The organism is Olsenella sp. An290 (genome assembly GCF_002159535.1).
Lineage (GTDB): Bacteria > Actinomycetota > Coriobacteriia > Coriobacteriales > Atopobiaceae > Thermophilibacter.
This window is the reverse complement of the sequence record NZ_NFIU01000009.1, coordinates 46,645-66,574: the sequence shown is the minus strand read 5'-3', so window position 1 is coordinate 66,574 and position 19,930 is coordinate 46,645. Positions and strand designations below refer to the sequence as shown.

At 64.5% G+C, this 19,930-nt stretch carries 15 protein-coding genes; 1 reads left to right on the top strand and 14 read right to left on the bottom strand.

The features are described 5' to 3' along the window. The first annotated feature begins 196 nt into the window (after positions 1–196). Positions 197–1,081 carry a PfkB family carbohydrate kinase gene (locus B5F84_RS06555; RefSeq protein WP_087322028.1) on the top strand — a complete coding sequence of 295 codons (885 nt, stop codon included), beginning with the start codon at positions 197–199 and terminating at the stop codon, positions 1,079–1,081. 103 nt (positions 1,082–1,184) lie between these two features. Here the strand turns inward: B5F84_RS06555 and B5F84_RS06550 are convergent, their stop codons facing one another. The 14 genes from B5F84_RS06550 to B5F84_RS06485 form a co-directional block, all read right to left on the bottom strand. Next, entirely contained in the window at positions 1,185–3,050 is a 1,866-nt protein-coding gene (locus B5F84_RS06550) for a DUF6273 domain-containing protein (RefSeq protein WP_087322027.1), read from the bottom strand. A 132-nt stretch (positions 3,051–3,182) separates the two neighbouring features. After that, positions 3,183–3,980, bottom strand: coding sequence for a hypothetical protein (locus tag B5F84_RS06545; protein ID WP_087322025.1), 798 nt, complete (start codon positions 3,978–3,980; stop codon positions 3,183–3,185). A 256-nt stretch (positions 3,981–4,236) separates the two neighbouring features. Beyond that, positions 4,237–6,012: an ABC transporter ATP-binding protein gene (locus B5F84_RS06540; protein WP_087322024.1), complete on the bottom strand. Its 1,776-nt coding sequence runs from the start codon at positions 6,010–6,012 to the stop codon at positions 4,237–4,239. A 113-nt stretch (positions 6,013–6,125) separates the two neighbouring features. Continuing rightward, positions 6,126–6,518 carry a sortase gene (locus tag B5F84_RS06535; protein WP_087322022.1) on the bottom strand — a complete coding sequence of 131 codons (393 nt, stop codon included), beginning with the start codon at positions 6,516–6,518 and terminating at the stop codon, positions 6,126–6,128. 122 nt (positions 6,519–6,640) lie between these two features. After that, positions 6,641–7,273 (bottom strand): hypothetical protein, encoded by a 633-nt coding sequence (locus tag B5F84_RS06530; RefSeq protein ID WP_087322020.1) that lies wholly within the window; start codon positions 7,271–7,273, stop codon positions 6,641–6,643. Between the two features lie 490 nt (positions 7,274–7,763). Next, a complete protein-coding gene (locus tag B5F84_RS06525; RefSeq protein WP_087322018.1) occupies positions 7,764–8,051 on the bottom strand; it encodes a helix-turn-helix domain-containing protein in 288 nt (95 codons plus the stop codon). A 24-nt stretch (positions 8,052–8,075) separates the two neighbouring features. Next, positions 8,076–8,597, bottom strand: coding sequence for a hypothetical protein (locus B5F84_RS06520; RefSeq protein WP_158094505.1), 522 nt, complete (start codon positions 8,595–8,597; stop codon positions 8,076–8,078). 135 nt (positions 8,598–8,732) lie between these two features. After that, positions 8,733–9,548, bottom strand: a complete 816-nt coding sequence (locus B5F84_RS06515) for a class C sortase (protein WP_087322015.1) — start codon at positions 9,546–9,548, stop codon at positions 8,733–8,735. A 116-nt stretch (positions 9,549–9,664) separates the two neighbouring features. After that, positions 9,665–11,122: a SpaH/EbpB family LPXTG-anchored major pilin gene (locus B5F84_RS06510; RefSeq protein WP_087322013.1), complete on the bottom strand. Its 1,458-nt coding sequence runs from the start codon at positions 11,120–11,122 to the stop codon at positions 9,665–9,667. Between the two features lie 60 nt (positions 11,123–11,182). Continuing rightward, positions 11,183–14,332 (bottom strand): fibro-slime domain-containing protein, encoded by a 3,150-nt coding sequence (locus tag B5F84_RS06505; RefSeq protein WP_143786065.1) that lies wholly within the window; start codon positions 14,330–14,332, stop codon positions 11,183–11,185. A gap of 430 nt (positions 14,333–14,762) precedes the next feature. Then, positions 14,763–15,476, bottom strand: coding sequence for an NUDIX hydrolase (locus B5F84_RS06500; protein WP_087322009.1), 714 nt, complete (start codon positions 15,474–15,476; stop codon positions 14,763–14,765). A gap of 857 nt (positions 15,477–16,333) precedes the next feature. Then, complete coding sequence (purD, locus tag B5F84_RS06495; RefSeq protein WP_087322007.1) at positions 16,334–17,620, bottom strand: phosphoribosylamine--glycine ligase; 1,287 nt, start codon at positions 17,618–17,620, stop codon at positions 16,334–16,336. Further along, positions 17,617–18,585: a DegV family protein gene (locus B5F84_RS06490; RefSeq protein ID WP_087322005.1), complete on the bottom strand. Its 969-nt coding sequence runs from the start codon at positions 18,583–18,585 to the stop codon at positions 17,617–17,619. The genes purD and B5F84_RS06490 overlap by 4 nt, the downstream gene beginning before the upstream one ends. Positions 18,586–18,600: 15 nt before the next feature. Then, positions 18,601–19,881, bottom strand: coding sequence for an adenylosuccinate synthase (locus tag B5F84_RS06485; protein ID WP_087322003.1), 1,281 nt, complete (start codon positions 19,879–19,881; stop codon positions 18,601–18,603). Between the last annotated feature and the right edge of the window lie 49 nt (positions 19,882–19,930).

The window sequence follows — 19,930 nt, the reverse complement described above, 5'->3', positions numbered from 1 at the left end:
CTCCTCTCACGCGGTCACATACGGTCTCTAGTATAGGGACATTGCCCCCTTTGAGGGGCCGTGCTTCCCCCAAAGCAGCTGGGTTCAAATTTGCTGCGAATTTGGTTGGGCCGCGGCCACGACGCCGCCCGGGCGCAAGAACGGCTATGCTTGCCCCTGTACGCTGGTCCATCAGTCCGCGGACAAGGAGAATCCCATGAACAACGCCAGCACCATGCCCCTGTACGAGCGCCACGACGGCTACCTGCCGCGCGTCGCGGCCGTCCACGACCTGTGCGGCTACGGAAAGTGCTCGCTCGGGGTGGCCATTCCCGTGCTCTCGGCCGCCGGCATCGACGTCTGCCCGGTCCCCACCTCGCTCTTCTCGGCACACACGCGCTTCCCCGTCTTCTACATGCACGACACGACCCCCATGCTCAACGACTACCTCGACGCGTGGGCCGAGGAGGGCATCGAGCTTGACGGCATCTACTCGGGCTTTCTGGGCTCGGCCGAGCAGGTCGGCGCCATCCTGCGCCTCTACCGCGAGCACCCGGGCGCGCTGCGCATCGTTGACCCCGTGATGGGGGACGGCGGCTCCAAGTACCCCACCTACACCGACGAGATGTGCGCGGCCATGCGCGACCTCGTGGACGGCGCCGACGTGCTCACGCCCAACCTCACCGAGGCCTCCATCCTCACGGGCATCCCCTACGAGGGCCAGGACGTCGACGAGGCCTACGTGACGCGCATGATGGAGGCGCTCGTGGAAATGGGCGCGCGCTCGGTCGTCATCAAGGGCGTCGTCCGCGGGGGCGAGCAAGTGATCCGCAACTACCTGGGCGTGGCGGGCGAGAAGGACCTTCAGGTGAGCGAGGTCTCCGGGGAGCTCCTGCCCTTCATGCTGCACGGCACGGGCGACCTCTTTGCGTCCGGCCTCACGGCCGCGATCTTTGCCGGCAGGGGGCTCGAGGCGGCCACGGAGTTTGCCGGCAGCCTCGTACGCGACGCCATGCGCATCACGCCCGCGCAGCCCGACTACGAGGTGCGCGGCGTCAGCTTTGAGAGCGTCCTCGGCAACGTGACGGCGCTGCTCGCGTAGCGTCTGCGCGCGTCCCAAGGCCGCAGGGCGGACGCTGGGCAAGAAGAACGGGGCGGGAAGGCGCGCTGCCTTCCCGCCCCGTCGTCGTGTCTGGGTGGGCCGCCTACAGGCAGAAGCCCATGACGATGGCGTCCGCGGTGCCCGGGCGGTGCCCGTAGGAGGGCTCGCCGTTGGCGGACACGCACATGTACCAGCGGTTATTGGTGGGCTCCGGAGAGCGCTCCCACCAGTACTCGCCGGACTCAAGGATGAGCGCGGGCGAGGCTGCGGCCCAGCTCACGCCGGCGTCGGCAAAGACCTGGTACTGGGCGCCCTCGGACTGGTACGCCGCATAGCGCTTGCTGTTCTGGCCCAGCTCGCCCACGATCTCGGAGTAGGAGAGCAGCCAGAGGCTCTCCTGCGTCGACTGCTGAGCCCCGCCCGTGCCGGCCGGGGAGTTGGTGAGCTTGGTCACGGGGACCACGAGGTCGGCGAGCTCGGTGGGGAGGTTCGCCATGAGGCCCTCGTTCATCCACACGCGCAGCGTCGAGTCCTCCCAGCTCGTGACCTGGCCCGACGCGCTGATCGGCTGCGAGGAGGCCGATCCGCGGGCCACAAAGGAGATGCCCGCGACGCCGGACCCGTCGGCCTTCTGGTCGTGACGGAAGCCGGCAATGGTGATCGGAACCACCGTGCCGTCGTTCAGCGTGAGGTCCTTGGTGGCCTGGATGTCGAGGGTGCCCTCCTCGGTGCAGAGGTGGTAGAGCTTGGCAATGTCAAGCGCGGCGGCATCGTCCTCGGCCGCGGCGATGAGGCCGGAGAGCTGGGAGAGCTCGGCCCAGGTGTAGTCGGCGAGCGCGGCCTTGATCTCGGGGCCTCCCTCGAGGGGCTGCGCCTCCTCCTCGGCGGGCTCGGACTGGTCAAGCGGCGGGATGCTGCCGTCCGAGGGGGGCTGGACGGCCGGCGCCTGCTCGCTCCTGTCGGCAAGCGGGCCAAACCAGCCCGTCGCGGTCCATCCAATGAAGCCGCCGATAAGAACCACGGCAAGAAGCGCCACGACGCAGATCGCCACAAAGCGGTCGAGGCGGATGCCCAGGATGCGGCGGACACCGTCGTCGGGCATGCGGTCAAAGGCCGAGGTTACGTCGGCGTCACCCTCCTCCCAGGCGTCCTCGCCCCAGGGCTCGGGGTCGGAGGTGTTCTCGGGGGCCTCGGGCTCCGGCTCCGGCTCCTGGTCGGAGGGCTCGGCGTCCTCCGCGTCGGCCACGGGGGTGGCATCCGTCACCTTGGCGTCAGGCTCGGGCTCGTCGTCCGTCTCCTCGGCGTCAGCCTCGGGGTCCTGGCTGACGGCAGGCTCGGGCTCCTCGGCGGCCTCGGCCTCCTCAGCCGTCCCAGACTCCGCCTCGCCCCCGTCGTCCACGGCAGCCTCGGCCGCGGCGTCGTCGAGCGCGACCCCCTCCGGCGCGACCCCGTCCTCGACGGCGCCCTCGGCCAGCTCGGGCTCCTCCTCGGCGGCGAGCTCCTGCTCGGCGGCCGTAACCTCGACCGTCTCCTCGGGCGCACGGTCCTTCTCGTCCGTCGTGCGCTCGGCGGCCTCGGTCACATCCTGAGGTGCCTCCTCCTCGGAGCGGGAGGCGTCTCCGGCAGGGCGCGACGCGCGGCGGCGGCGCTCGAGCAGCTCGGCCTTCTCAAGGCGCTCGGCACGGCGGCGCTCCGGCTCGTCAAGCCAGATGAGCGGCGAGTGATGCGAGGACGCGTAGCGCGCGGGGCGCTGGTTGGAATGCGGAACGTACGGCCGAGGAATCCTCGGCACCACCTTGGACGCACGTGGAGGCGGAGCAATGGGCACAAGCGGCACCGCGCCCAGGCCCATCGGCTCAAGCGGCTCCTCGAGCTTCTTTGACGTGGGCACCCCGTCGGTGGGCGTGCCGCAGTCCGGGCAGAAGCGCGCGTTCTCGGGCAGCTCCGCGTCACAGTTCTTGCACTTCACGGAAGGCCCCCTTTCCCTTTCTCCCTCCGACTTTTTACGGTATCACGCAATCGACACATTCGGGAGGGAAAAGAGCCCTATCCTGCCGAAAGGCTGAAACTTAAAGGCAAGTTGAGGGCCCGGGACCGGGGGTTACTCCCCCTTGAGCACCTGGACGGGCGTGAAGGACGTCGTGATCTTGTCGCGCAGCTCGCCCTGGATGGAGTCGTCAAGTCCCGTGATGTGCAGCGAGAGCTGGACGCCGTCGGCGGACTGCGTCTTGGTCCACACGTACGTGATGTACGAGGTCACGTCACCCGTGGGCTTGAGGAAGCCAAAGAGCGCGGACTGCTGAATCTCCCCGTCCTCGCTCATGTGCACGTTGACGTGGTACACGACGGTGTTGATGTTGGGATTGAGTAGGCAGTTCACCGCAAACGCCTGAGCCTGCACGCCAGAGCCCGCAAAGCACTCGAGCGCGTTCTCCGAGCTCGTGTCCGTGACGGTGACCTCCACGCGGCCGGTGTTCTCGTCCGCCTCCTGGACGGAGAAGTCCTCGGGGAACTGCGTGAAGCCGTTGCCCCACTCCACGCCGCCGCGCAGGGCCGAGGCCACGGTGCGCACCGTGACGCTCTGCGTGAGGTCGGAGGTGTTGGAGCGACGAACCAGGCCAAAGAACACCTGGCCGGCCACCACCAGGACCAGGAGCAGCATCACAAAGGTGACGGCCGTCTTGGCAATGACCTTCCCCACGTTGGAGCCCGAGGGGTCTTCCTCGGAGAGCGGGTCAATGTCAAGGGAGACGCCCTTCTCCTTGCGATGGGCGCGCTGGCGACGGGCACGTTCCTCGTCCGAGTGGCCGGTGTGGTCAACGGTGGAGAAGAGCTTCTCGGCCTCGTCAGCCGTGAGCGCACCCTTCTGCACGCGCGCGATGTCGCGGTTCCTAGCCATGCCCCTCTTCCCCCGTCGCAGGACCCGGCGGCCGCAGGGCGGCGTAGGGTCACAGCAGATTTGCTGTTTAGTATACGCATTCGCTCGGCACGGACGGCAGGTCACATATTCTGCCCAACCCCAGAGGCAAAAACGCCCAGCTCGCGGCCAATTAGGAAAGAAAGGAAAACTTGGGAAAGAAAGGAAAACGGGAGGCAGGTGCGCGCCGGCACCATCTCCTTCCATCCCCTGGAACCGTTCCCTGGAAACCGGTCGCCTACCTTGCGGGCGCCCCGTCCGAGAACTGCATCTCGTAGTAGCGCGCGTACGTGCCGCCGCGGGCGAGCAGCTCCTCGTGGGTGCCGCGCTCGGAGACCCGGCCGCCCTCCATGGTCACGATCTCGTCCGCGTTCTTGATGGTGGAGAGGCGGTGCGCGATCACGAGCGTGGTGCGCCCGCGGGCGAGCTCCGACAGCGACTCCTGGACGGCCTGCTCGGACTCGTTGTCGAGCGCGGACGTGGCCTCGTCAAAGATGAGGATCGGCGGGTTCTTGAGGAAGACGCGCGCAATGGCCACGCGCTGCTTCTGGCCGCCGGAGAGGTGGCTGCCGCGCTCGCCGACCTCGGTCTCGTAGCCGTCCGGCAGGCTCTCCACAAAGTCCGCGATGTTCGCCTTGCGCGCGGCGGCACGAATCTCCTCCATCGTGGCGTCGGGCGAGCCGTACGCGATGTTCTCGGCGATCGTCCCGTCAAAGAGGTAGACGTCCTGCTGGACAAGGCCAATGGCCTCGCGCAGGCTCCGCTGGGTGACGCCGCGCACGTCCTGCCCGTCAATGGAGATGGAGCCGGCGTCCACGTCATAGAAGCGCGGCAGGAGCGAGCAGGTGGTGGACTTGCCGCCGCCCGAGGGACCCACCAGGGCCACGGTCTCGCCGGGGGCAATGTCGAGCGTGAGTCCACGAATGACCTCGTCGTCTGCGGTGCCGTCGGCGTCCTTGTACGCAAAGCGCACGTCGCGATAGCTGATGGCGCCCTCCGTCACGCGCAGGGGCACGGCGTCCGAGCGGTCCTGGATGTCCGGCTGGGTGTCCAGGACCTCGCAGAAGCGCCGGAACCCCGCGATGGCCTTCTGGAAGGTCTCCGTAAAGTCCAGGATGGACGTGATCGGCTGCGTGAAGAGCGAGATGTAGAGCGCATACGTTGCCAGGTCGATGGCGCTCATCTGCCCCTCGGCGATCAGCCAGCCGCCGAGCACCACCACGGCCGTGTTGAGCGCGCCCATCATGACGGCGATGGCGGCCTGGTAGCGGCCCATGGCGCGATACATGCGCGTCTTGGAGTCGAGGTAGGCGCCGTTGCTCGCGCGGAACTTGGCGCGCTCCACGTCCTCGGCGGCAAAGCTCTTGACCACGCGGACGCCGGCGAGCGAGTCCTCCAGACGGCTGTTCACGCCGGAGATCCGCACGCGGTTCTCCATGTAGACCGCGCGCATCCGCCAGTTGGCGTACACGTTGTAGGCCACGAGCAGGCACGCAATGAGCGCGAGGACGCCCGTGAGCGGCAGGTTGATCGTCGAGAGGATGATGAACGAGCCCGTGACCTCCACAATGCCAATGAGGACAAACTCGGGCCCGTGGTGCGCCGCCTCGGAGATGTCAAAGAGGTCGGACACCAGACGGCTCATGAGGTCGCCCGTCTTGTGATGGTCAAAGTACGAGAAGGACATGCGCTCGTACGCGTCAAAGAGGTCCTCACGCATGCGGCTCTCCATGCGCGCGCCCATGACGTGGCCCCAGAAGATCACGAAGTAGCGGCAGGCAAAGCGAACGGCGTACATGAGGACCAGGCCCACGGCAAGGTAGACAAGGGCCCCCATGATGGCGGACGGCCCCTCCGTGAAGAGGCCTCCCGTGAGCGTGCGGAGAATCTGCGGGAAGGCCAGGTCGATCGCAGCCACCGTGATGGCGGCAAGGGTGTCGATCACAAAGAGGTGCAGCTGGCCGTGATAGTACGAAAGAAAGCGCGAGAAGAGCGAGGGGTGCGTGCTAGGCATGGGGAAGACTCCGTCTGGTCGTGCGGAAACGTGCGGGGACTAGGGTAGCACCGGCCCCGCATTGCGTGCGCCGCACGCGCATGGGGCCCGCGCTGCCCGGCGGTGCCGTCCCGCTAGTACGCGAAGTCGCCAGAGTGCTCGGCAGCCGCGACGCAGGTCACCACCAGGGGCTCCCCCGCGTCCGTCTGCGTGAGCAACGTGAGCGCTGCGCCGGCGCGGTCGGACGCGGAGGCCCCCACGGCCTCCACCACGAACGCAAACCGGTGGCCCAGCGTATCGCTCACGTACGCCGCGTCCCCCGGGCGCAGGAGCCCCAGCCCGCCAAAGGCGGCGCGGTGATCGTTCCCCGCAAGGACGAGGTCGCCCTCGTACACCGACCCAGAGATTCGGCACGCCAGGTCAACGTGCCCGTCCCGGGGGCCCGACGCCACCGGCAGCTCCAGCCCCAGCGTTGGCAGCTCGACGGAGCCCACGTAGGACTCCTCCCCCACGGAAAGCTCCGGCATGGGGCCCGAGACAGGCCTTGGGGAGCCTGCGGCGGCCGCACCAAGGCCCAAGACCAAGGAGGCATCCGGAGAGAGAATGTCACACCATTATTCTCTAATGCTGCTCTTAACCTGAATATATTTTATATTTTTATGAAATATAGCATGCGGTATCCGCATAAAGGAAAAGCCCGCCTCCCCTGTGGGGAAGACGGGCAAAATAACAAGAGGGACCTCGGGTCGGCAACGTCCTTCTGCACAAGCGCACCGTCGACAAGGTCAAAGACGGTGGTCGGCCGGTCCAGCGGGAAGAACTGCCCGTCGTGGTTGGACATCGGAAGAGGCGACGCCTTGACCGCCCACGTGTCATACACGTTGACGTGATGGGTGGCAGCGTCGAGCGAGGCAAACTCATGACGGGAGTCATAGTAGTAATATCCCTCGTCGTCGACTCGGAAGAGCCCGCTCACTCCCGGATAGGTTGCCTTGCCCGGCTGGCCGCTTGCCTCATTGCTCATATCGAACAGATAGGCAAGGGATTCGCCACCGTATGTGACCGAGAGCGTTGGGTATCCGTTTTCATCAAGCGTGTTGCCCACAATTCCCATGAGGGGGCCGCCAAAAAAGCCTGTGTTGGGAGCGCTCTCCCCTCGGGTGGAGTACACAAAGCGCAGGTTATGACCCGCGTTTATCCCCTGGTCGCGGTATCCGGGCAGATTGTTCCACGAGTAGTCGACGGCCAGTCTGTCGATCAGCCAGTAGTCAAACATGTTCATGCTGTGTTTGGCGGAAGGGCGGTTCTAAGGACGTGATCCTCAAAACCGTCGGCCAGGGACGCGGAGGGTGCCGCCACAAGGCTGATCGTTACGCTCAACAGGAGCGTCATAACACAGGCAAACAGGCGACTCTTCCTTCTTGGTTCCCACTTCATGACGCGTTCCCACTTCCGTCTCAAGGTATCGCACGGCACTCTTTGTCCCGGCGCCCAAAGCCGCCGATCACCCAGCAATACTGAGATATGGCGGAAGACCCGCCCCGACCAAGTGGAAGCCTGCCACGTTTTACACGCCTTATCCTTCACACTTAATAAAAAATGTATATTGACGGGAACGCGGCGTCATGTGGTATAAGCACCGTCGGACAGCCGCCCTCAACGGCGCGCGGCGCCCGGCAAGATATGAAAAGAGCCGCCCGCGATCAGATTGGGCGGCTCAATCACGGGCAGCGAACTGCCACGCTCACATGCTCATTGCGAAGGCGCTTGAATCAGCGTGTAGACTCGCGGGAGACGGCGGAAGCCCCGGAGGGTGCCAGGCGGTAGGCATTTGCAAGCTGGGCGCCATTCTCGTCGTAGCACGGCTCAGAAAGGAGCAGCCCATCCGCGCGCAGGCGCGAGATGGACTTGCTCACCGTCACCTTGCTGCGTCCCAAGGTCGCGGCGAGCTCCTCCTTGGAGCAGGCCTCTCCCTCGTGGTCGAGCACGTATGCAAGAATGCTGCGCTCCGTCGGCGTCAGCCGGCGCGGAGAGTAGATGATGACCGTGTTGGCAGGCATCCCTACGTCCTCGCAAAACCGTCGTTAGCGGCGCGCGCGAAGCGCAACCAGGGCAACGCCCACAAGCGCGGCTCCGCACAGCGCAAAGGCGGCCACGGGCGTCGCGGGGTCGCCCGTCTCGGGAGCGGTCTCCTCCGTGGGCGGCGTCACGGGCTTCTTCTGCAGCTCAAGCTTGGGGCTTGCGTCAATATCGTACACGTACGCGCCGTCCTCGGTCAGCGGCATGCCAATGAGGAAGGGGTCGATGGCGTAGTAGCCAGAAGCCGGCTCGTTCTGCACCATGACATAAAGGCCCAGCGCAACGTCACCAAACGTGGCCGTGCCGTCAGCGCCAACCTCAACCGTGGTGCCGGCAACGTCGTGAGACGTCACCCACGCCGCAAGCGCCTCCGCAGCGTCCGGAGACTGCAGGTCGTCAAGCGACACCCCGCTGTCAGCGCAGGCATCGTTAAGCGCAAACAGGTAGTCGCCGTTATCCGAGACAACGTCCCCCACGCGATACAGCGTCACGGTGCCGCCGGGAACCTGCTGACCGTCATACTTCATGCTGACGGAAATCGTCCCCGTGCGCGACGGATCGGGTACCTCGTGCGCGTAGGCCGCAACGCCCGTAAGGCTCAAAGCGAGCACCGTCATCGCAAGTGCCGTGAGTCTTCTGAGCCACTTCATACGATGTCCCTCCTAGTTCTTCCTGCGAGAAAGGGCTCGCAGAGCAATTCCAGCCGCAACCAAGACGCCGCCCGCAACCGCCACGGGCACAACGGGGCTCACCTTTTGAGCGGCAACCTCGTCCTCCGCGGTCCGATTGGACACCCGATGCCCGCGGACGAGCAGGCGATGCGTGTTGATGCCGTAGGGCGTGCACGTGACGAGCGTGCAGTAGTCCTGCTGCGGATCGATGGCAAGCGCGTCCATGTCATACGGGTCAACCGTGAGAATCTGGTCGACCTCGTACGTCATGGTGCGGTCAAGCACGGTCAGCTCGAACACGTCGCCGACCTCGAGCTTGTCAATGTCCGTGAACAGCTCGGAGCTCGGCAGCCCGCGGTGACCCGTGAGCACGCAATGCGTCCCCAATCCGCCCGTTGGCAGCGAGCTTCCCTCAAGATGCCCGGCACCAACCTGCAGGACGGACTCCTCCGTCCCGTGATAGATGGGAACGGACACGCCGATGGTTGGGATCTCGATGTAACCCATGATGCCGGTGTCGGACACCTTGAGCTGGCTCTCATAGTCCGCCCGCTCAGAGTTGGTCATCTGGAAGCGGTCTGGGTCCTGGGCGAGCTCCTGGTTGTAGCGTTCCGCACGCTCCCAGAACGCCGTGTAGTCCTGTGCGTTCATGTCCGACACCTCCTCCGAGTAATCGACGATCGCCTGCGACATGTGCATCGAGTTCCAAAGGTTGCTGACCGTTGGATACAGCAGCAGGGACAAACCAGCGATAAGAAGGACGATAAGAACGACGTTTGATGCGGTTCTCCTGGTGCTCTTGCTCACGCTGGCCTCTCCTTGCCACTGTAGCCGTTAGGCTATCGTGGTCCCCCGCGTCCGCCGGGGAGGTAGAACCTCCCCGGCGGAGCCGGGACTGCCCGCTCACGCAGGCCTATGCATACTTACCGGTTGCTCTCCATGCGCTTGCGGTACACGAGCGTCGCAGCAGCGGCGATGACGATGGCGCCGCCGGCCACGTAGAAGATCGTGGTGCCCATGCCACCGGTGGAGGGCAGGATGTTGCCGGCCTTGTTGACGACGTGGATGCCGCCGTCGCCCTCGTGCCAGACGCCTCCGTTGACCGTGGCGTCGATGTTGGCATCCTTGACAGCAATCTCAACACGACCGGAGAGCTTGTTGTATCCCTCAGGGGCCTTGGTCTCCTCGAGCCAGTAGGTCGTGTTGGCATCAAGGCCCTTGATCTCGAGCTGGCCGTTAACAGTGGTGATGTGATCGACACCGGTCTCATCATCCTTGGCGAGGCGATACACGCCATCAGAGACCTCGATAAGGGCGATCTCGTTGCCGCTAGTCTTGGCGTCGTAGAGCTTGAACTCGGCGCCGTCAAGCACCTTGTTGTCACCGTCAGTCTTCACGACATCGACCTTGTAGGTGTAGGTCTTGGTCTCATCCCACGTGGTCTCGTCACGGTGATCCTCGCCAAACGCCAGCTTGGTCTTGTTGGTGTTAGCGTCAACAAAGATGACGGCATTCTCGTTCACCACAGCGCTGTAGGTCACGACGATGTCGGTATCCGCGGTGATGGTATCGAGGTAGCTCTGAGTAAACTCAATCTCGAAGGTGCAGCCGTCGTTCAGGTCGGACGTCTTGAGGGTGTAGTTAGCCGCAGCAAGATCAGTGCCGCCGACCTGAACCTTGATGGAGTCAGCGTTGAGCGTCAGGCCCTTGGACATGACGTCGTGGAGGACGTAGCTCTCCGCGCCCTTCTTGGCGGTGATGGTGGTCTTGAACTCGACGGTATCGCCAATCTCGGCGCTGTTCTCGTCGCCCCAGTTGTTAGTGGAGTCCTCCTTGACCTCCTTCTTCACAGGAGGCAGCTCGTTCTTCTCCTCCATCGTGGCGCTAGGAGTGGTGGTGTCAAGCGAGCAGAGCGTGCCGACCGTGGTGTCAACGAGGTAGTAACCGAGGTTCAGGTTGCTAAACGTGACGGTGGAGTACTGCGCGCCCTCAGCGGCAGCGGGGGCCTTCTGAGTGCCCTTTGCAGCAATCTTGGCCTCCTTGGCATGCGCGATGGCAGCCTTAGCGAAGGCGGCAACATCGGCATCCTTGACCCAAGTCACATAGCCCTGGGCGTCGACGGAGACGTACTGGGTCTGGGTTGCAAGCCACTCAGCCCAGTCGGCGTTCGCCTTGTAGGAGTACGCGCCCTTGTCAGTGTTGTAGCTCTCGAGGACGAGAACCTGATACGCGTTGTAGGTGTGGCCGGGCTCAGCGTCGTTGATGGTGATGGAGCCGCTGTTGTCGTTGGTGCCGCTCGCGGCAAACGCGGGCGTCACGGTCATGGCAAAGACCATGAGTGCGGCGGCGACCGCCCCTATGAACTTCTTCAAATGCTTCATAGGTTACTTCCTCTCATTCCTTCCCAGTTGGAACTTTCCTACAGGACTTGATTCAAACGCTCAGCAAGAAGAACGCTTCCGCTGATAGAACCCATACGTAAGGCCGGTCACAATGACGGCGGCTCCGCCAAGGGTGAAGATGAGTGCTCCCGGTCCGCCGGTGTCGGGCAGCTTGGGTCGTGCCGTGTTGGTGAACAACACGAAGTTGCTAATGCCCGGAGCTATCGTGCCGACTACCGTCTCAGACTTGTTTGTGGTGCCGTAATCAATCTGGTTGCTGACTTCAAAGCCTTCAGCGCCCGTTTCCTTAATTGTGTACTTGGTCCCATGCTGCAGGTAGTCGATGATTACGTACTCGTTGGCCTTGAGCTTGAAGGAGCCCTCACCACCGGTCAGCAGCGAGCTTTCGACGCGGTTGCCCTCTGCGTCGTAGCGGACGATTGAATAGTCAGAACCTTCAACTACCTCGTTCTCATGCTCGATGCTGATATCAAAGCTGAACTCGGTATTGGGATCTGCGCTGCCTACGACTTCCTTCTGAACCTTCAGCTGGCTGTTCTGATACGAAGGGGTGTTAGAGGAGACGGACGGCAGGGTGAACTGCATGTAGCACGTGGAGCCAGAGAGACCGCGCTCGGTGTAGTAGAACTTGAGCGTGTGCTCGCCTGCATCGCCCTGCTTGATGTAGTCCCACAGGTTGACATACATGCCAACAGAGCTGTGCACGCCACCGATATCGCAGATCAGCCTGCCATCGAGAAATACCCACATGTCATCGTCGCCGAAGAAGTAGTACTCCAGCGGGCCGACGTAGTCCTCAGTCAGCTTAAAGTTAACGCTGTACACCATTCCGAACAGGTTATTGTGAGCCTTGCTGTCATCACTTGGCGGATACATATCATTGCCGCCATACCCGACGAAATCGCCTCGGTTATAGTATTCGCCGGTTAGGCCATCAGTGCCTCGGTTTCCGTCCATCGGCCAGAAGTTATTTGTATAAATTACCCTGTTCTGCCAGAACATCTCACCGTTGACATAGTGATCAAGTCTCGTAAAGTTCTCAAGATTGTCGAGTCCTGCGCCACTTACTGCGGAGAGCGTATAAGTATCCCCAGCTCGATTAAAGTCGAGAGAATAATTGGTTATTTCCCTCTTTCCAATTGCCGAACCGTCGTCGAAGAGCTTGGGAGCGCTTATGTCGTCGGCATATACAATATGCCCCTGGTCATCGAGGCCCTTCACCAGGCCGAACGTACAGCCTTCGATACTCGCGTTGTTATACTTGTTGAGCGTGTTACCATTCCAGGACTGAGTGTCCAGGCCCGTGCCCGTATTGGCATTGCCAAAAGCAAGCTTAGCTCCAGTACCCTGGTAATTACTATTGCTGTTGATTCCATGGGCACCGTTCGTCCCATCCCAAGTATTTCTACCGTCGTTTGTGATGTCATAATCATAGAACGTAGCGGCATTGTTGTAGTTGCTCTCCGTCTGATCTGCGACCAGGCGAATGACCATTCCATCCTCAATATAGATGGTGTCCGGATCGTCCTTCTTATCGGGATTGTTCGTAAAGTGAAGCTCAGTCGCCTGTCCGATGGGCCCGTAGGTCTCCCAGTCATCAGGGTTCGTGCTCGACGCCGACTTACCGTCCTTCAGCACCCAGACCTCTTTAGCAGTGTAGTTTCCATTATCACGGAAGATGTTCACATACGGCAGGCCCGGAGCATCAAAGTAGTTAAAGCTCTTCTCCTTGTATAGCTGCATAAGAGTCGTCGTGGACTCGAGGGAGCCATCGTCCTCGACATAAAGGCCTGTTTGCGGCAAACTTCCGCCATTCGTCGGGAGATTGCCCCCCGTACCGTCACCATTACCGCTTGTGTCAAGAATTCTCAGATATCCGTCATCGTTTCGGACAAGCGTTGTGAGGTTCGCGTAATACTGCACCGTAAACGTAGGATTCAGTGCCTCGCGAGCCACAAGCTGCAGCGCGGGTGCAGCAGCGTCGAGCGCAAGCGTCATCGTCGGCCGCTCGGTCGCGTCCTTCTCGACCATCACGGTGTCGAGCTCCTGGGCCTCGCTGCCCTCGGTGCTCTGGAGCGCGGTGAGGGCAATGCCAACCTCGGCCTCGTCCGCCGTGTCCTCGGAGGTCTCGATGGCGTTGGCCTCGGCCTGCAGCTGCTCGCTCGGAGTGACCTCAGCGGTCACGTCACAGTCGGAGACGTCGAGCGCCTGACCGTTATAGGTGAACTCAAACTCGAGAGCGGAGACGCTGACCACGCTCTCAGGATCATTGTCCTCGAGGTAGGCCTCGGCGGCCTGGTACTCCGGAGTGCTGCCGTCCAGCGCGACGGTCTCCATGGAGAGGCCCTCCGCCTCGCTGGCAGGTTCGGCGGAATCGGCGCCCTCGGAGACCGTGGCCTCGCCGGACACCTTCACGGCAACGGTGTAGTCCTCGGCCTCGTAGGTGAGCGTGTCGTCAAGCGTCACCGTGTCGTCAGCATCGGCGCCCTCAGCGGTAACATCATCCGCCGGCTGCTCGGGGAGCAAGCCGTAGCCGAGGATGCTCTCGTCATCAAGGTCGTAGGCGGTCTCAACAACCGCACCGTCAACGTCACCCTCAACGACCTTCATCTGGGCCGGCGTCTCGTCCGTGGCCTCGGTCACCTCGGACACAATGCCCACGCGAGCCGCCTCGTTCTTCTCGCCCTCGTCTGAGCGGAAGAACACAAGGTCGCCAGGCTCGGGAGCGTGGTCGGCCGCGGCAACATACAGAGAAGGATCGTTCTTCTGCAGCTTCTCTGCCCACGCCTGGGCGTCGGTGTCCTGAGGCATGCCCTCAACGCCGGCGTTCTCAAGGCAGAAGGACGCAAAGAGCGTGTTCCACTCCGTGGAGGGCTCGCCGGCCCACTCGTCATAGCGCGAGAAGAACGCAGACCCCGTGGCCTGCTCGTTTGCGACCGCAGACAGAGACTTCTCGGTATAGCGAACCTGGCTCCGCGCCACAGTCACGACGGCGCGGTCCCAACGGGAGGGAATGTTTTTGGGGAGGGAGGACTCCCAGCTTGCTCCGGCGCTCGACTCTGTCGTCGCCTCTTCGGCAAACGTTGCGGAGGGGAGAACGAGCGCGTTACCGACGCTTAGAACCGCGGCCAGGCATACGGCAGCGAGCAACCCCCCTCCGGTCACAATTTTGCTTCGCTTGGCGTCCACGGTGGTACTCCCTCACAACTCGAAGCCGTTGGCCCCGCCCTACTTTTCAGCCGTGGGCGGCGGCCAGCCCCGTACAGAAGCGTGGCCCCTCCCACAATTTGGCGTGTCTCGTATCTTAACCTTCAGGCATACAAATGGTTTTGAGAAGTTTGAGATGTTCCCAAAAGGTAGATGTAGGTGCATAAATCGGGAACCAAAGGACATTATGGGGAACAAACACCGTTCTCCTTTGATTGAGGGGGCGCGTACTTTTTGGTTTTGTGTTGGCCGGAGCCGGGGCTTGGTGCCGTGCGGCAGGGCCTCGGGAGGCGCGTTTGCTGAGGGCTCTGTTGCGGGTGCGAGCGGTCGGCGTGGGCATGAAACGACAGCGCGGGGCCGCCCCTGACGACCCCGCGCTGAGCCAAGCTGGTGCTGCTGCAGAATGCCGCGCCTATTCCTCCGAGAGTCGCCGGGAGATCGCGTCGCACACCAGCGCGCCGACCACAGTCTTGGCGTCCTCGATCCGCCCGTCAAGAACCGCGTCGATGAGCTCTCCCACCTCTACGAGGTCGACGTTGATGAACTCGTCCGCGTCGGGGCTCGACTTGGAGAAGGTGAGGCCGGTGGCCATGTAGATGTGGATGAGCTCGTCGCAGAAGCCCGCCGAGCTCGCAATGGTGGTGAGAAACGCCATGCGCTCCGCCGTCATGCCCGTCTCCTCAAGGAGCTCGCGCTCCGCGCACTCGAGCGGATCCTCGCCGGGGGCGAGCTTGCCCGCCGGAATCTCAACGGTCACGCGGCCGAGGGCCGTGCGGTACTGGCGCACCAGGCAGATTCGCCCGTCGTCCGTGAGCGCAACGATGGCGACCGCGCCCGTGTGGCGCACCACGTCGCGAACCGCGTTGCGCCCGTCGGGAAGCTCCACGCGCAGGCGGTCGACGTTGAAGATGCGACCCGTCCAGGCAACGTCCTCGCTGATGGGGCGCTCGGCGAGGGCCTTGTCGCGCGGGTCGTCGTCGCCAAGGACGAGGGCGCGGCGCTCGGGCGTGCCGGACACGTGGTCCTGAGACGAGCGGTCCCCGTCATAGGTGAAGGCCGCCACCGTGTCGCGGATGTCATCGAACGCGTTGGAGCGGTCGTCGGTAAGCTCGTTCTTCTGGGCCATGCGATCATCCTCCTGCGTGGCTGCGGGCGCGCGGGCAGCCGACCCCGCGCCCCTTCACGTTGCGGCACCCACACTGTACGACAGAGAGATGCACGTTCTGAGAAGGAGATGGGCGGGGGGCGCTCGTGGCGCGCGGCGGCTGGTGCGTGCGGGGGCGGGGGACGCAGCCCGGCGGTTCTTCTCGCCCGACGCGCCGCCCGCTCCGGTTACGTACACTTTTGGCGGTTACGCACACTCTTTCCGGTTACGTACACTCCCGGGGGTTACGTACACACCAGCCCAAGTCTTCTACCTGCGGAAATGCTGGAGCTGACCCATCCAAGGGGACTTTTTCGTGTACGAAACCGTCCAAAGTGTACGTAACCGGCGGGAGTGTACGTAACCGGGGGCGGCGGGGCGGATGACCACGCGCAATACGCTCCAGACGGCGGGGCACCTGCTGAGCCGAGGTTCCTCTCGCCAGATTGTTGGGCAGGGCGCGCTCAAGCTCGCCGGGTACGTACACGCTTTCCGGGTACGTACACTTCTTCCGGTTACGTACACAAAAAAGAGAGCCTTGCGGAGAGTGGTTTTGCATTTTCCCTGGTAGATGGCCTGAGCAAGAGTGTACGTAACCGTCCGGAGTGTACGTAACCGGAAAGCGTGTACGTAACCGCCAAAAGTGTACGTAACCGCCGGGAATGTACGTACCCGGCGAGAAGGGCCGGCGGGGAAAGGCGCGCGGCGGGCGAGGGAGCCTCCGCGCGCGGCATCGCCCCAGGTGGGACCGCGGCCGGGCCGCAACCGGAAAGAACCGCGGCCCGCAGGTGGTCTCCCACCCGCGGGCCGCATGCAAGCCTCGAACGGAGCGCGGAACCCTACTTGACGGCGCGCAGGCCGATGTCGCTGCGGTAGGTCTTGCCGTCGAAGTCGATGAGCTCGCAGGCGGCATAGGCGCGCTCGCGGGCCTCCTGGAAGGTCGGGGCCACGGCGGTGACGTCAAGCACACGCCCGCCGGCGGTCACCAGCTCGCCGTCCTTCTCGGCCGTGCCCGCGTGGTAGACGGTCACGCCCTCGAGCTCCTCGGCCCGCTCGATGCCGGTGATGACCTTGCCCTTCTCATACGAGCCCGGATAGCCCGCCGAGGTCAGCACCACGGAGACCGCCCAGTCGTCGTCCCAGGAGATCATGTCCTCGGTGAGGGTGCCGTTGTCGCAGGCCAGGAACACGTCGATGAGGTCGGCCTTCATGCGCGGCAGGACGACCTGGGTCTCCGGGTCGCCGAAGCGCGCGTTGAACTCCAGGACCTTGGGGCCCTCGGCGGTGAGCATGAAGCCACCGTAGAGGCAGCCGGAGTACGTGATGCCCTCGGCCGCGAGCTCGGCGACCACGCGGCGCTCGATCTCCACCATCGCGGTGAGGTCCTCGGCCGAGACCAGGTGCTCGGGGACCGGGGAGTACACGCCCATGCCGCCCGTGTTGGGGCCCTTGTCGCCGTCGAGCGCGCGCTTGTGGTCCTGCGCCGTGGCCAGCGGCACCACGGTCGTGCCGTCGGTGAGGGCGAGCAGCGAGCACTCCGGGCCCTCGAGGGTCTCCTCAACCACGACGGTGGCCCCGGCCTCGCCGAACGCGCCCGAGAAGCACTCGTGCACGCCGGCCAGCGCCTCCTCGGTGGTCTTGGCCACGATGACGCCCTTGCCCGCCGCAAGGCCGTCCGCCTTGACCACGAGCGGTCCGCCCGTGCGCTCGACGTACTCGACGCAGCTGGCCTCGTCGGTGAAGGAGCGGTAGGCGGCGGTGGGAACGCCCGCACGGCTCATGACCTGCTTGGCAAACCTCTTGGATCCTTCCATGCGCGCGGCGTCCCCGTTGGGGCCAAAGCACGGGATGCCCGCGGAGCGCACGGCGTCACCCACGCCCGCGACGAGCGGGGCCTCCGGGCCGATCACCACCAGGCCGATCCCGTGCGAGCTCGCCCACTCGGCCACGGCCACGGGGGACTCGATGTCAAGATCGGTCACGGGCTCGGCGGCGGCGTTCATGCCGCCGTTGCCGGGCGCCACGAAGAGTCGGCCCGCGCGCGGGGACTCGGCGAGCTTTGCCAGCAGCGCGTGCTCGCGGCCGCCGGAGCCAAGCAGCAGAATGTCGACCTTGGTGTTGTTCATGAGCGTCCTCCTTCGTGAGCGCCTGGGGCGCGGGTTTCCGTGGGGTGGCCGGGCAAACCCGGGCGCGGGCCGGGCGTCGTACCGGGCGGGGCGTCGGGCGCCTCCGGGACGGCCGCCGTAATGGGCAGGTCGTCCGCCGCGCGCCAGTAGTCCCTGCTCGGCGCAAACGCAACGCCCACCGCACCCGTGCCGATGATGGTCTCCACGGCGTGCGTCGCGCGCAGCGTGCCCAGGTGACGCGCCTCGAACTCGTTTGTGTCGAGCGGCTTCTCCATAACGCGCAGCGCGCGCTGGTCGCCGGTCTCCAGGGTAGCGTAGACGAGCTCGCCCTCCGTGGCGGCCACCGCGCTCATGGCGTGGGCGAGGCGGCCCGTGAGCTCGGAGAGGTCGGTGGCGCGGGCAAGCTGGGTGATCTCGCCGCGCGTCACCAGGTAGAGGCCGCGCTCGCCCGAGATGCGGACGCGCAGCGACGAGGTTGCGCGGTTGAGAAGCCCCCGACGGCGGCGCTGGGTCCGCCGGCGCGAGAAGTGCGCGGAGGGGTCGGGGATCACGAGCAGGCGGACGTGGCGCGCAAGCTCGCGCGCAGCCGCCACGGAGCGCTCGAACGACACGCCATCGGCACGGTGACAGGCCAGGCGAAAGAGCACCATGCCCGTGGCCGCAGATCCCGATCCCGAGTCGATGACCTGCACGTCGGCAACGTCGGCGCAGGCCGCCGCAGCGGCCTCGGCGCAGGCGAGCTCCGCGGAGAAGGCGCGCGCGGAGTGGACGGAGGCGATCTGCGTGCGCCCGCGCGCGGCCAGGGCCCGATAGGTCTTCTCGAACTCCCAGGTCAGCGCGGCGGTGCCACCCTCGGCGTCCGTGACGGCAGCAGAGGGGACCACGGTGGCCTCCGTCCGCTCGAGGTAGAGGGACGGCAGGTCGCACCCCGCGTCACACACCAGCGCAAAGTCCGTCTGTCCCACGACCCGTGCGGCCCGTTAGTGCCAGTAGCGGTCGATGGTCTGCTCGCGGTCCGGGCCCACCGTGATGATGGAGACGCGGACGCCCGCGAGCTGCTCGAGGAAGTCGATGTAGTCCTTGGCCTCGCGCGGGAGCTGGTAGAAGTTGCGGATGCCGGAGATGTCGCACTTCCAGCCGGGCAGGGTCTCGTAGACCGGCTTGGCGTGATAGAAGACGCTCTGGTGCTCGGGCACGGTGCGGTACTCCACGCCGTCGCACTCGTAGGCCACGCAGACCTTGATCTCGTCCAGGCAGCCGAGGACGTCGAGCTTGGTGATGGCCAGGTCGGTGAGGCCGTTCACGCGCGCGGCGTAGTTCACCACGACGGCGTCGTACCAGCCGCAGCGACGCTTGCGCCCGGTGGTCACGCCAAACTCGTGGCCGACCTCGCCGAGCTTGTCGCCCACCTCGTCGAAGAGCTCCGTGGGGAACGGGCCCGAGCCCACGCGCGTGAGGTAGGCCTTGGCCACGCCGAGGACGCGGTCGATGTTGGTGGGACCGACGCCCGAGCCGGTGACGGCGCCGCCGGCGGTGCAGCTGGAGCTGGTGACAAACGGGTAGGTGCCGTGGTCGATGTCCAGCATCGTGGCCTGGGCGCCCTCAAAGAGGATGTTCTTGCCGGCCTCGAGCTGCTCGTTGAGGAAGAGGCTGCTCTCCACGATGTACGGGCGGATGCGCTCCGCGTAGGGCAGATAGGTCTCGCAGATCTGCTCCACGGTGTAGGTGGGGAGCTCGTAGACCTTCTCGAGAATGGGGTTGGTGTAGGCGAGCGCGCTCTCGAGCTTCTGGCGGAAGATCTTCTCGTCCAGCATGTCCTGGATGCGCAGGCCGGTGCGGTTCATCTTGTCCATGTAGCAGGGGCCGACGCCGCGCTTGGTGGTGCCGATGAGGTTCTTGCCGAGCTTCTTCTCGTGCGCGCCGTCGAGGTCCTTGTGGTAGGGCATGACGATGTGCGCGTTGCCGGAGATCTTGAGGTGCTCGGCGGAGATGCCCTGCTCGGCGAGCATGTCGATCTCCTGGAGCAGGATCTCGGGGTCGACGATGCAGCCGTTGCCGATCACGGGGTAGGTGCCCTCGTACATGACGCCGGAGGGAACCTGGTGAAGGGCCAGCTTCTTGCCGTTGGCAATGACCGTGTGGCCGGCGTTGGCTCCACCGGCGTACCGGCACACGACGTCAAAGTCCCCCGAGATGAGGTCGGTGACCTTACCCTTGCCCTCGTCGCCCCACTGAGTACCCACGAGCACTGATGCCGACATGCGCGTCCCTCTCGTCTAGAAGTCACATACGTTGAGATTATACGGCACT

Excerpts from the sequence above, each read along its gene's own strand:
- B5F84_RS06510 (WP_087322013.1), bottom strand. The coding sequence starts at position 11,122 with ATGAAGCATTTGAAGAAGTTCATAGGGGCGGTCGCCGCCGCACTCATG.
- B5F84_RS06555 (WP_087322028.1), top strand. The coding sequence starts at position 197 with ATGAACAACGCCAGCACCATGCCCCTGTACGAGCGCCACGACGGCTAC.
- purD (WP_087322007.1), bottom strand. The coding sequence starts at position 17,620 with ATGAACAACACCAAGGTCGACATTCTGCTGCTTGGCTCCGGCGGCCGC.
- B5F84_RS06525 (WP_087322018.1), bottom strand. The coding sequence starts at position 8,051 with ATGCCTGCCAACACGGTCATCATCTACTCTCCGCGCCGGCTGACGCCG.
- B5F84_RS06540 (WP_087322024.1), bottom strand. The coding sequence starts at position 6,012 with ATGCCTAGCACGCACCCCTCGCTCTTCTCGCGCTTTCTTTCGTACTAT.
- B5F84_RS06545 (WP_087322025.1), bottom strand. The coding sequence starts at position 3,980 with ATGGCTAGGAACCGCGACATCGCGCGCGTGCAGAAGGGTGCGCTCACG.
- B5F84_RS06500 (WP_087322009.1), bottom strand. The coding sequence starts at position 15,476 with ATGGCCCAGAAGAACGAGCTTACCGACGACCGCTCCAACGCGTTCGAT.
- B5F84_RS06530 (WP_087322020.1), bottom strand. The coding sequence starts at position 7,273 with ATGAACATGTTTGACTACTGGCTGATCGACAGACTGGCCGTCGACTAC.
- B5F84_RS06535 (WP_087322022.1), bottom strand. The coding sequence starts at position 6,518 with ATGCCGGAGCTTTCCGTGGGGGAGGAGTCCTACGTGGGCTCCGTCGAG.
- B5F84_RS06520 (WP_158094505.1), bottom strand. The coding sequence starts at position 8,597 with ATGAAGTATGACGGTCAGCAGGTTCCCGGCGGCACCGTGACGCTGTAT.
- B5F84_RS06485 (WP_087322003.1), bottom strand. The coding sequence starts at position 19,881 with ATGTCGGCATCAGTGCTCGTGGGTACTCAGTGGGGCGACGAGGGCAAG.